Raw genomic sequence first — 12,481 nt, forward strand, 5'->3', positions numbered from 1 at the left:
GGGCGTGGAATTGGACAGCTTGGGACTGAGAGAGGCCAGGTCGCAACGCAGGTCGGCATACACGGTACCGGCCGTCTCGATAGTCACGTGGTATCCCGCGTCGCCGAGTTTCCCGGTCAGTTCGGGCAATTCCTTCATGAGGAGCGGTTCGCCGCCCGTGATCACCGCGTGACGGGAGGGAAATCCGGAGATGTCCGCCAAGATTTCGTCTACGGAACGCTCGACGCCTTCGGGCGACCACGACGTATATGGCGTGTCGCACCAGCGGCACCGCAGGTTGCACCCCGAGGTGCGGATGAAGACGGAGGGAACGCCGGTCAGCAGACCTTCGCCCTGGATGGAATGAAAGATCTCGGAAATAAACATGGTCTGTATACCGCGTCTATATGTCGTGACTGTATGCCGCCCCGTGCTTGACACTCTTTTCTATCGGGAATATATAGAGCGTGGACCGGTTTTCAAAGCGCCGAGGGCAGGCCAGGTCCCGACCTCAAGCGAGATGGACCCGCGACGGACCTGCGAATGCCCGCGACGTAATCAGGACAGTGCTGCGACGGCGCCCATTGCAAATCAGGAATCCTAAAGAGTAACGACGACAGGAGTCAGACGATGGAAGGCCCGAGGGGATTGAAGGCGCAGGAGTTCGATTCGCTCTGCACCCTGGTCAATGCCGTTTTCCGCGGCGACGGCGCAGGACGCATGGAGGAACAGTATCCCCTTTTGTTCGCTTCGGAGAACTTCGATCAACTCTTCGTGATGGTCGATGAGGGCGTCGTGGTCTCTCACGTGGGCGCGTTGACGCGGGACATCTCTGTGCTCGGGTGCCGGATGTCCACGATGAGCATTGGCGCGGTGGCGACCTATGCATCGCACCGGGGGCGGGGCCTGGCGACGCGGTTGATGGAGGAGGCGGTCAGGAAAGCCGTCGAACAGGACGCCGTGCTCATGCCCATATCGGGTGGAAGGGGATTGTATACCCGCCTCGGCGCGAAGCGCATCGGCCAGTATGCCCTTTTCTCCGTCCCCCGGGACACGCTGCCCGCCGGTGAGGATACGGCCGCGGGTGAAGGTGCGGCCGCGGGTGAAGGTGCGGCCGCGGGTGGCAGCGCGGCCGCCGGTAATTCGGATGTTCGCCGGGCGGCTCCGGAGGACCTGCACGAAATGACGCGGCTGTACGCGGAAGAGCCCAGCCGGTACGTGCGATCGATCGCCGATTTCCGGATGGCGGTTGATGCCGCGTGGATCTGCGACCGAGACGGGGAGACCGTGGTAATCCGCGAGGAAGGCCGCCCGGTGGCTTACGCGGGCATCCAGAAGCGCCGACCCGACCGGGAAGGCGAAGCGAGCAGGGCCCGGCTGGCCGAGATCGCGGGTTCACGATCAGCGCTTGTGCGCGCGTTGCCTTGCCTGTACGACCGCTATGGGGTGGATTGCCTAGAAATCGTGACCACCGCGTCAGACAACGAACTGGCCTCCCTGCTAAGGCCCCACGGCGTGACCGCGGCGCCCCAGGGATTCACGGGCACGGTACTCGTTCTCCAACCGGAACGTCTGCTGCAGGTATTCGAGGACTATGTATCGGATGTACTGGGTCGGGGTACGCTGGCGTGGGATGTTTCCGGAGCGTCGGTATCGTTCCGTAGCTGCGGCCAGACCCATCCGATCGCGACGAGTGACCTTGGCGCCCTCGTCTTCGGCGTGGTGCCGCCCGATCCGGACCCTGTCGCGACCGTGCCTCCCGGACCGATCCGATCTGCGCTGGAGCGTGTATTCCCCCTCCAGCTTCCCTGGTACGGCTTCAATTTCGTCTGACGGGCCGCGCAGTACGGTGCGCGCTTATCTACTGCCCGCGACGGTCGGTGCGCGTCCATCGCCGGTCCGCAGATTCTGCACCGAGTCTCGCCGCAGCCTCTCGCCGTCACCCCACGCCGCCGGCCCGGCGACCCATCACTCCAGCAGCTTCATCTTCAGGTGTGAAGACGCACTCCGGGAAAAGTACACCCGGTGCGTGGCCGCCTGGTAATCCTCTTCCTTTGCATCGTAGATACTCGGCACCCAGGTCTGGGGATTGCGGTCCACCATGGGGAACCACGTGCTCTGCACCTGGACCATCATGCGGTGTCCCGCCTTGAAGGTATGGGCGACGTCCTGCATGTCGAATTCGATTCGCGTGACGCTGCCTGGCCGCATGGGCTCGGGATGGGTGAAACTGTTCCGGTACCGCGCCCGCATGACCTCCCCCCGCACCATGAGCTGGAACCCGCCCATCTTCACGTTCATGGGGTTCTCGCCCACGTAGCTCGCCGTATCGGGATACACGTCGATCAGCTTGACGATGAAATCCGCGTCCTCCCCCGTCGTGGTCACGTACAGGTTGGCGAACAGATCGCCGGCCACGGTGACGTCCTCCTGCAGCACATCGGACTCGAAGACCAGCACGTCGGTCCGTGTTGACGCGAACCGCTGGTCCTGGATGAGGTACCTGTCGTCCCGGTTGATGACGACCTGTGAGGTGTGGGGTACGGGTTTCGCGGGATCGCTGACGTATTCGGCATAGTCGTCCGCGCCCATCGGCCGGTCGAAGGACAGGCCGCCGCCTGGCGCCAGGTAGAGGTTCGCTTCGCGCGCCTCCCCGGGCGGCCAGTGGTCGAAGGCGTGCCACCGGTTCGAACCCGTGATGAAGATGCTGGCTTCAGGCAGCTGCGGATCGGGACCGTCCTTCAGGTAGTGGTTGAAGAACGGCAGTTCGATGGCCTCCCGGTAATGCGCCGCCGTGGGCTGTTCGAAATAGATGTCCTGGTACCGCAGGCCGCTGCCCCGCGCCCACCCTCCGTGCCACCACGGTCCCATGACGAGGTGGTTCACGATGCCCGGGTTGTTGTTTTCCACGGCGCCGTACGTCTTCAGCGGGCCGTACAGGTCCTGCGCGTCGAAGAATCCGCCCACCACGAGCACCGCCGGCTTCACGTCGTTCAGGTGGGGCAGCGGCGTGCGGGCCTGCCAGAACTCGTCGTAGTCCGGATGCTCCATCATGGCGTTCCAGATCTTGTTCTCCCCGTGCAGGTACTTCTCGTTGATGTTCGACAGCGGACCGAGATCGAGGTACCATTGGTAGCCGTCCGGCGTACCGTAGTCCCGGAATCCCGTGGCCCGCCGGGTCGTGGGCGCGGGACGGGGCTGGCCGTAGAAGGACAGGAAACTGAAACTCGCCTGCAGCTGGAACGCGCCGTTGTGGTGGCGGTCGTCGCCGATCCACCAGTCGGTCACCGGCGCCTGGGGCGAAACGATCTTCACGGCGGGATGGGCGTCGATCAGGGCGTGGGTGGCGTAGAAACCCGGCGCCGAGATGCCCCATACCCCCACGCGGCCGTTGTGATTGGGCACGTTTTCAAGCAGCCAGGAGACCGTGTCGTAGGTATCGGTGCTCTCATCGATGTCGGCGTTCGATGCCTTGTCCGGGTTATGAGGACGCACGGCCTCGAATTCCCCTTCCGACATCATGCGGCCGCGCACGTCCTGGTAGACGATGATGTACCCATCGCGGGCGAACAGCATGGACGGGCCGATCTGCGTCCTGTACGCCGCCCCGTAGGGTGCCACGCTGTAGGGCGTGCGCTGCAGCAGGATGGGATAGGTCCGTGCATCGTCTTTCGGTACGTAGATGGAAGTGAACAATCGGGCCCCGTCGCGCGTTGGCACATATCGTTCTATCTTATTATAGTGCTCCACGATGTAACGCGCGTCGGTGTTGGACTGGCCGAGGACCGTTGCGGGCAGAAGGAGAAGGATCAGCATCCCGAAGAGTAAGACGGGACAGGGTACGGTTTTCATGAGGAAAACTCCTGCAGAAATCATGAATTCAGTTAAACCGGGACACCGGGAATATGGAGGGATTCCGCGGGAAGATCAAGTACGGCCCGTGTCCGTCAGCCGCTCGTAGGCGTCCACGACCTCGATGAAGGCGTCGTGGTCGCCGCCGTGGTCGGGGTGGTGGACCTGGGCCAGTTCCCGGTACCGCCGCTTGATGTCATGGAGTGTCGCGTAGGGCGGCAGGCCGAGGAGGGACAGCAGTCCCGGGTCATAGGCGTCGGCCATGGACAGGCCGTGTTCCTTGAAGTACTGGAAGTAAACGCGGTAGAAGAAGGCCTCGTAGACCTTCTTGATCTCCTCGTGATTCATATTCGCCAGCCGGTTCAGCGTATAGACGACCCGGTCGTCGTCCCCGGACCGCGTGGAGAAGAAGGCGTCCCAGACCAGCGTCTGGTGGTCCTTCCGCGGACGGGTCCTGAACCGGATCCGGCACTCGGTCTGCTTGAGCTGACGCAGCTTGCGTTTCAGCTGGGGTATGGTCATGGCATTGTCTGGCGATAGACCAGGTGAAGGGCGCGTAGTTGGACGCAGCCAACCAGCCACGTACGGACTAATTTAAATTGGACGGCAGGCTTTCCATCGACTCGGCCCGGAGCAGGGGATGATCCCAGGGCCATGCCACTTCCTGCCGCAGATACCAGGCCGCCTGGATCGCCTTCATGCCGGCGGCTGCCGCACCGCGCAGTTCATCAAAGCCGCCATCTCCGACGAAATACGCATCGGACGGCCGAACACCCATGCGCGCACAGGCGAGATCGTAGATCCTCCTGTCCGGCTTCATCAGTCCGACTTCACAGGAAAAAACGACCTCGTCCACGTGATCCCGAAGCGGACAGGCGTTCCATGCCAGCGCTTCCCAGGGCATGGCGTTGCTGATGATTCCGATGCGGAGCCCCAGGGCCCTGACTTCGCCCAGCATCTCCAACACGCCGGGATCCACTTCGGATATGACCCGGCTCTTCCACTGTTCGTACTCCCGGGCGATTTCGCCGAGTTCCCGGTCCGAGACCGGCGATCCGACTTCATCCCGCATGTGCAGGAACTTGGCGAGGCAGTCCGAAAACTCGCCGGTCATCACACGCTCGCCGAAATCCTCCCACCACTGCACCACCCGGTCCCGCGTGGTACGCAGCTTCACGTAGTTCGGGGATCTCGACTGGAATGCGCTTTTTGTCTTTTCGGTGATCAGCGTTTCGAATAAATCGAAGAAAACGACTTTCATCGCGCCTTGTTTTCAGGTGATCTATCAGGTGATCCCGAACTCCTGGATGGACTGGATGGCGGACATGTCGTGCACGCCGCTGTCGTCGAGGGACACGTTGGACTGCAGTTCCAGGACGGCGTCCCGGTGCAGCGCCTCGATGGTGGCGCAACCGGCCGTGGCCATGCCCGACTTGAGCATCTGCATGACGATGGGCAGCTTGTCGTAGACCGAACCCGCGTGGGGCACCTGTCCCACGATGCCTTCCTCGAAGAAGGTGCTGGCAAGCTGTGCGTACCGGCGGTTGTTGAAGGCCTTCCGGCTGCCTTCCATCCAGTATTCCTTGACCAGGTCCCCGGCCGCGTTGCGGACCAGTTCGCCGTGGCTTTCGGTAAACCGCGCCAGGAGATTGCCCATCATGAGCGTATCGGCGCCCAGCGACAGCGCGACGAGCATGTCCGCCGGTCCCTGGATGCTGCCGTCCGCCACGAGGGGGAGATAGTCGCCCGTGGATTCCGCCCACGCGTCGCGGGCCGCGGAGACTTCCTGGATGGAGGTGGCCTGGCCGCGGCCGGTGGCCTTTACCATCTGCGTCGTGCAGCCCGATGCGATGCCCATGCCGATCTTGACGGCGTCCGCGCCGCTGGCGGCCAGGTAGTCGAACCCCTCCCGCGTCACCACGTTCCCGGCGATTACCGGGATGTCGTAGTGGGACTTGATCCATTTCAGGGTCTCGCCCTGGTACTCGGTATAGCCGTCGGAGGCGTCGATGACGATCACGTCGGCCTGGTGCTCGATCAGCGCCTCCACCCGTTCCCGGTCTTCGGGATGGGTCGATACGGCGGCGCCGACCACCAGGCGCTTCTGGGCGTCTTCCGTGGAATGGGGATGGCGGATATGCTTGTCGAGGTCCCGCTTGAACACCACCGACACCAGGGTTCCTTCGGAGGAAACCATGGGCAGGAACCCGCGACCGTACTCGATCATCCGCGTGTTCGCCGTCTTCAGGTCGTCCTCCTCGGCGCCGGTCTGCACGTCGGTCTTCATGCGGTCGCCCACCCTCAGGCCATGATCGTACCGCTCGTCGAAGTCCTTGTCCGTGATCACGCCCACCAGCTTGCCGTGGAAGACGCCCGTATCCGTCACCGGGAAGGTGTGGTAGCCGGTATCGTTCATGATGCCGATCACCTCACCGATGGACTGCTCCGGCGACAGCGTGACGATATCGGTCTGAAACCCGGCCTTGAACCGCTTCACCGCGTCGATCTTTCCGCACTGTTCCTCGATGGTCTGGCTCACGGCGAACACGCCCATGCCGCCCAGCTGGGCCATGGCGATGGCCATTTCCACGCTGGTGACCGCCTGCATGGCTGCGCTCAGGAATGGCGTGCGCAGCGCCAGGTAGCCGTCCCCCTGCCGGCAGAGGCGCGTCTCCAGGGACGCGAGCTGGGCGTTCGCGTCGGCCTGCGTAAGGCGTGGCAGAAGTCGGTATTCCTTAAGACTGTGAGAAACGGTAGAGGCAATCTGCGCCATTTATGTCCTCCGTGGGAAACCGTTTGAGGAACCCTTTCCCCGTTCGGAATCCCGGTACGGTGATCCGAGGTTTGCCGGTCTATTTTCGCGCCAGTCGACGGCTTGATATCTGTGTCAACAGGCGACTGCGCATTCGAGTCCATCAATATACATCATTCCGCCGATTTTGCCTTGACATAATACCGGCTTAGATATATTAGTCAAATTAATAATTTAAATACGCGCTATTACGTGGATAAATAAATGAACCTGTCCTACGATCAAGCCGTCGCCTTTCATGCCGTGGCCCGTCACGGAAGCTTTTCTCTGGCGGCAAAAGCCCTCTTCCGGTCCCAGTCCGCCGTGAGCATCCAGGTGGCCAAGCTCGAGGGCGAAATCGGCCAGCCGCTCTTCCACCGGACGACCCGGCATCTCGCCCTCACCGAGGCCGGCAAGGTGCTGCTCAAGTACGTGAGCGAGATGGAAGGGCTGATGAAAGAGGCCGTGCAGGAACTGGAAGACCTGGACCGTCTCGAGGCCGGCCGTCTCGTGCTCTGCACGTCCGACACCACGGGCTGCTACCGCCTGCCGGCCATCCTCAAATCTTTCCAGGACCGCTATCCCGGCATCGACATCGTCGTGATGAATGCCACGTCGCTGCGGACCATCCAGGCCGTGGTCGACGGCGAGGTGGATCTCGGCGTGGTTACGCTGGCCTACCTGCCCCGGGAGATCGAGGCGATCCCGCTTTTCTCCCGCCACGACGTGCTGATCACGCCGCCGGACCATCCCCTGGCGAAACGGCGGACCGTGCATCTCAAGGACATGGAACAGTATCCGCTGATCCTGCTCGACCAGCACTGCGCCTCGCGGCGGCTGATCGACGATCTGTGCGAGAAGTCACGGGTACAGCTCGACGTCGCCATGGAGCTCAGTTCCATAGAGGTCATCAAGCACTTCGTGCGGATCGAGGCGGGGCTGTCCATCGTCCCTTCCATAGCCATCCAGGAGGAACTGGAAAACGGCACACTCGCGCAGGTCACGATCGGGGATTTCCGAAACCGTCCTCGCCAGAAAATGGGGGCGATCTACCTCAAGGGACGGTATCTTTCAAAGGCTGCACGAAGTTTCCTGGAAGCCCTGCAGGCGTACTTCAGGCCGGGGCGCGGGAAGATCGCGGCGGGCCGGGGCAAGCCGGCGGCCTGATCGGGCGGACAGTTTCGGTGGCTCATCGGTAGCCCGATCGGGGTCGAAACCGGAAACTTCCCGTGCCCCACAGCGTCTAACCAATGTGAGTGCTCAGAAGCTGGAATTTAACGTACAGTATCTGCCACGCTTTGAAATTAACGAGGATGACAAGCGGTCGTACCGCGGGAAGGTCGGCTGATTTTGATCCAGACGGTTACGAACGATCTGTTGTTGTTGATTCAGCCACACCTGGCCCCTCTACTCGCCATTTGCGGAATCCTGGTAATCTGCTACGGGCTTTTTCGATTGGCACGCTCCCCACGCCGTGGCGGCGGCAGCGCGACCATTTTCTTCGTGGGTACGACCGACGCACTACGGAACATGGACCAGCGCACGGCGGCCGAGATCATCGTACGTCAACAGACCGGGGACCGTTTGAAGGAAGAAGAAAGAGGCGGGGCGGGAAAGTGAACGGAACCTGGAGGCGGCGGAGGGAAACTCGCCCCAATCATCCGATTCACCTGGTGGGGTATTGAGGATAAGAGTAAATTCGATATAGGTTTACAAGGAGTCACATTCCGGAGGTGCAACATGTCTCTTCCCGGTACCCAACACACTTCCGCCCTTTCAGTCATGGCGGTTCTCGTTCTGCTTACCGTAGTCGGATGCGCCGCCCGCAAGCCAGCCCTGGTGGAATCCAAGGACCTGGTCGCGGTGACGGTCATGCCGGCCGGCCCCAACAACTGGCGATACACCATCGAGACGAAAAACGCCGAGTACCTTACGAGCGTGGAATTCATCTCCCCGGACTTGGAGGGCTGCAAGGTGCTCGCACTGCCCGAGGAAATCAAAATCACACAGCAGACCACGCCCGATGGTATCAAAGTAGACTTGTGGGGAAGCATCTATGGCGAACGGTACACCCAGTTCCGCAGCCTGCAGCTGGTTCTGACCAGCGATCAGCCTAGAAGTCGGGGTGAGATAGACATCCGCGTTACCGATTTTCGCGGCAACACCACGACGATCGAATCCATTGCGGGTCCGGTCGCCGCCCGGATAGGCACACCGCGATACGCCTGGCAACGTGCCTGGCGGTCTTACGAGGTTATGCCCCAGCATTTCGGCCGGTTTCCGGATAACCTCGGGGGCATCAGTTTTATAGGGAACTGATGTTTGCTTGTTCGCTGTCGGTGGCCTGAATCGGCCGGTAGGATTGTCAATCGCGGATCAGCGCGAGCGTTTTTTCTTCCATGCCTTAGGGCCACTTACAGCCCCTCCCAGAACAAACCCAGCGGCAGCGGAAGATGAACCGAACGTATAGTCTTGCCCGAATTCGAAGAAAGAGTCCTTTTCTTCAAGCGTCCCATTTTTTTGAAGATCATGTCTTAATTCCTTGAGGTGTCCTGGTATTGTCGGCACCGTTTCCTTGACGGCTTGAGAACCCGCCAGCACAGTGAACCCGCTTGATCCCTCGAACCCTCTCGCTTCGACGCCCTTCCCGCTCAGGTGCAGGATGTTGGTGATGTCACTTGGTTTGTCCGGTTTCTCAAAGAAACGAATACCCATCACCGGCAGGCATAACAGCATATCTCGAAGATACGACTCCGCGTCGGCCTCATCAGCTTGATCAAGGGTAGGAACCTTGGGCACTGCGACGCCTGCCAATTCGCAACGTTTGGCTTCATCTGCCAAGCGTACCAATCGTGCCTCCAGATACCGGATGTTTGCTTTGTCGAGGAACTTGTCCTTGCTGAAAAACACCACGCAGTGGGTCCAGAAATCCTTGTTGTTATTATGGTGGTTTAGACGCGTCTTCAGGCTGTCGCTCTCACCAATGTAAACTCTGGGCAAGTATCCTTGCGGCACGTATTCCCACAGTATGTAAACACCAGTGTTTTCCAGCTCATCCAACTCGCGAACATCCTCGTAGATCGCCCGGGGAAATACAATCCCCTGGCCTGTCCATAGGGGTTTCGTGATGAAACGCAATCCCTCAGGATCGCCTGACGGAAAGAATATGCGTAGTGAGAAAGCGTCTTTATCAATCATTGACATTGTCCCCATGTATGAGAGGGATGGTTCGAAATAACCCGCCACTAGACGTTGCCAGGAGGTTATGATATCTTAAATCAACCCGCCGTGTCAACCCGCCTCCAGCACGCTAACGCCCGGCAGCACCTTGCCCTCCAGCATCTCAAGCGAAGCACCGCCACCCGTGGATACGTGGCTCATGCGCCCCGCGAGACGGAGCGCGTTGACAGCCGCCGCCGTATCGCCGCCCCCGATGATGGACACGGATCCCCGGCCGGTTACCTCCACGATGGCCTGGGCGACCTCCCGCGTGCCCCCCGCGAATGCCTCGATCTCGAAGACGCCCATGGGGCCGTTCCACAGGATGGTACCCACTTCACCTATGACCTCGGCAAACTGACGCCGGGTTTCCGGTCCGATATCGAGGCCCATCGATCCGTCAGGGATCTGGTCGACCTGCAGCGCATTCGCACTGGCGTCGATGGAGTCGGCGACCACATGATCCACCGGGAGCAAAACGGGTTTATCAAGGTCGGTCGCCCGTTCAAGGATCTCGGCCGCGAAATCCAGTCGATCCTCCTCTAACAGGCTTCTTCCGATGGCCTCGCCCCGGCTGGCGAGAAAAGTATAAGCCATGCCGCCCCCGATGATCAGGGCGTCGGCGATCTCGATGAACCGGCGCGTCGCTTCGATCTTGTCCGACACCTTGGCGCCACCGAGAACAACGATCAGCTTCCCTTTCGGGTTTTCAATCGCTCCCGATAGGTAATCCAGTTCCTTCTGCATGAGGAAACCGGCCGCGCGTTCGGGAAGTAGCCGCGCAACGCCCTCGGTGGATGCATGGGCCCGGTGGGCCGTTCCGAAGGCGTCGTTCACGAAGACCTCCCCCAGCGCAGCCAGTTCGCGTGCGAAGTCCAGATCGTTCCGGGTCTCCCCGTCATTGAACCGGACGTTCTCCAGCAGGAGGCATTCGCCGTTCGCCAGGTCTGCTGCGGCACGTTCCGCGACCGGCCCGACGGTTTCCCGCACGTAGCCGACCGATTGGTCCAGGTGTTCGGACAACCGGTCCGCCACCGGCCGTACCCGCAGGTTCTCCGTAATTCCTTTCGGCCGTCCCAGATGGGTCATCAGGATGGCCCGGCCACCCTGGTCCAGGATATGCCGCAACGTAGGAAGCGACGCCCGGATGCGCGTATCGTCGGTGATGTTGCCCGCTTCGTCGAGCGGCACGTTGTAATCCATGCGTAGGAGTACGCGCCGGCCGCGCAGTTCGAGGTCGGTGAGGGGGCGGACGCTCATGGGCAGGACCCATCAAAGGCCTTGCTGGACAGGCAGTAACGTGAGATGGTAGAGTGAATGCTCACGGTCATTTTCTCGGTGATGTAGTGCATTTTCTACTTTACTTAGTTGATCGCGCGGGTTATATACAGGGTTTCAACCGGAATTTGGTACAAGTGCGAATAACGGACTATCCTCTCTTTTTCCTCCTTCAAGAAACCGTGTCTGTTATTGCGAATCAACGGTATTCCAGTACTCCGGTTTGAATTGAGAAACTGGAAAACGCGTTCCCATATTCGATTTTCGCAACCGAAAGGATGCGAAAAAGGGGCGATTTTTATATGAAAAAACCCCGGGGTCTCTACGATCCGGCTTATGAGCACGACGCGTGCGGCGTGGGTGTCGTGGCGAATCTGAGCGGCGAGAAGTCGTACGCCATCATACGCAACGCCATCCGCGTACTGGTCAACCTGGAGCATCGCGGCGCATGCGGTTGCGATCCCCACACGGGTGACGGCGCGGGCCTGCTGTTCCAGCTTCCCCATGACTTCTTCAAGCGGCAATGCAGGCTATCCGGCATTTCCCTGCCGGAAGCGGGCCAGTATGCCGTGGGCATGGTATTCCTGCCCAGGGGCGCCGAACACCGCCGCTGGTGCGAGCGGGCGATCGAGAAGACCGTCTGGGAGGAAGACCAGGTGTTCCTGGGATGGCGCGACGTGCCGGTGGATTTCAGTCAGGCCGGGGAACTGGCGACCCAGGTTTCTCCGCTGATCCGCCAGTTCTTCATCGGAAGCGGCGAACAGGTTTCCGATCAGGACCGCTTCGAGCGCAAGCTGTACGTCATCCGCAAGGTCATCGAAAACGCCGTCGACGCGAAGCTTCCCGAGGACAACCGCGACGACTTCTACATCGCCAGCCTGTCGAGCAAGACCATCGTCTACAAGGGACTGCTTCGGGCCGACCAGCTGGACTCCTTCTACCGCGACCTGTCCGACGAGTCCATCGTCACGTCCCTGGCGCTGGTGCATTCCAGGTACAGCACGAACACGCTGGGGTCGTGGCGCCTGGCCCATCCCTATCGGCTGCTCTGCCACAACGGCGAAATCAACACGATCCGGGGGAACCAGAACTGGATGCGCGCCCGGGAGGCGCTATTCGCATCCCCGCTTTTCGGCGACGACATGGCCAAGCTGAGCCCGATCATCCGCGAAGGCGCCAGCGACACGGCGGGGTTCGACAACGCGCTGGAGCTGCTGGTCTCCACGGGTCGGTCGCTGCCCCACGCCCTCATGATGATGATCCCGGAAGCCTGGGAGAACCATGAGTCCATGTCGGACGAGAAGAAGGGGAGCGCGACCGGAGTCATGCGAGATGTCCTCGTGACAGTTGTCAACGAGACCT

12 protein-coding genes are annotated in these 12,481 nt (G+C 61.0%); 5 read left to right on the forward strand and 7 right to left on the reverse strand.

The genetic code is table 11. The features are described from left to right. A partial coding sequence (locus OXH56_15745; protein MCY3556762.1) for a 7-carboxy-7-deazaguanine synthase QueE occupies positions 1 to 366 on the reverse strand: 366 nt, incomplete at its 3' end. Positions 367 to 609: 243 nt separating this feature from the next. On the opposite strand from OXH56_15745, the gene OXH56_15750 reads away from it, so the two are divergent. Beyond that, positions 610 to 1,812 carry a GNAT family N-acetyltransferase gene (locus OXH56_15750; protein ID MCY3556763.1) on the forward strand — a complete coding sequence of 401 codons (1,203 nt, stop codon included), beginning with the start codon at positions 610 to 612 and terminating at the stop codon, positions 1,810 to 1,812. 135 nt (positions 1,813 to 1,947) lie between these two features. Here OXH56_15750 and OXH56_15755 read toward each other — a convergent pair whose 3' ends face one another. From OXH56_15755 to OXH56_15770, 4 genes are all read right to left on the reverse strand, one after another. Continuing rightward, positions 1,948 to 3,831: a CocE/NonD family hydrolase gene (locus tag OXH56_15755; GenBank protein MCY3556764.1), complete on the reverse strand. Its 1,884-nt coding sequence runs from the start codon at positions 3,829 to 3,831 to the stop codon at positions 1,948 to 1,950. A gap of 75 nt (positions 3,832 to 3,906) precedes the next feature. Then, entirely contained in the window at positions 3,907 to 4,353 is a 447-nt protein-coding gene (locus OXH56_15760) for a DnaJ domain-containing protein (GenBank protein ID MCY3556765.1), read from the reverse strand. Between the two features lie 67 nt (positions 4,354 to 4,420). Next, positions 4,421 to 5,092, reverse strand: a complete 672-nt coding sequence (locus OXH56_15765; protein ID MCY3556766.1) for an HAD-IA family hydrolase — start codon at positions 5,090 to 5,092, stop codon at positions 4,421 to 4,423. A gap of 24 nt (positions 5,093 to 5,116) precedes the next feature. Then, positions 5,117 to 6,604: an IMP dehydrogenase gene (locus OXH56_15770; GenBank protein MCY3556767.1), complete on the reverse strand. Its 1,488-nt coding sequence runs from the start codon at positions 6,602 to 6,604 to the stop codon at positions 5,117 to 5,119. 243 nt (positions 6,605 to 6,847) lie between these two features. On the opposite strand from OXH56_15770, the gene OXH56_15775 reads away from it, so the two are divergent. The 3 genes from OXH56_15775 (at position 6,848) to OXH56_15785 (ending at position 8,941) form a co-directional block, all read left to right on the forward strand. After that, positions 6,848 to 7,789, forward strand: a complete 942-nt coding sequence (locus tag OXH56_15775; GenBank protein ID MCY3556768.1) for a LysR family transcriptional regulator — start codon at positions 6,848 to 6,850, stop codon at positions 7,787 to 7,789. 288 nt (positions 7,790 to 8,077) lie between these two features. After that, on the forward strand, positions 8,078 to 8,242 hold the full coding sequence (locus OXH56_15780) for a hypothetical protein (protein MCY3556769.1): 165 nt from the start codon (positions 8,078 to 8,080) through the stop codon (positions 8,240 to 8,242). Positions 8,243 to 8,362: 120 nt separating this feature from the next. Beyond that, the gene (locus OXH56_15785; GenBank protein ID MCY3556770.1) at positions 8,363 to 8,941 is read left to right on the forward strand and encodes a hypothetical protein; all 579 of its coding nucleotides are present in this window, start codon (positions 8,363 to 8,365) and stop codon (positions 8,939 to 8,941) included. 57 nt (positions 8,942 to 8,998) lie between these two features. Here OXH56_15785 and OXH56_15790 read toward each other — a convergent pair whose 3' ends face one another. Both OXH56_15790 and OXH56_15795 read right to left on the reverse strand, forming a co-directional pair. Further along, on the reverse strand, positions 8,999 to 9,820 hold the full coding sequence (locus OXH56_15790; protein MCY3556771.1) for a GIY-YIG nuclease family protein: 822 nt from the start codon (positions 9,818 to 9,820) through the stop codon (positions 8,999 to 9,001). A 93-nt stretch (positions 9,821 to 9,913) separates the two neighbouring features. Further along, entirely contained in the window at positions 9,914 to 11,101 is a 1,188-nt protein-coding gene (locus OXH56_15795; GenBank protein ID MCY3556772.1) for a phosphoglycerate kinase, read from the reverse strand. A 320-nt stretch (positions 11,102 to 11,421) separates the two neighbouring features. Here OXH56_15795 and OXH56_15800 point away from each other — a divergent pair. Then, the coding region (locus OXH56_15800; GenBank protein MCY3556773.1) for a glutamate synthase subunit alpha at positions 11,422 to 12,481 on the forward strand (1,060 nt) is incomplete at its 3' end.

The sequence above is a fragment of the Gemmatimonadota bacterium genome (assembly GCA_026702745.1).
GTDB lineage: Bacteria > JAAXHH01 > JAAXHH01 > JAAXHH01 > JAAXHH01 > JAAXHH01.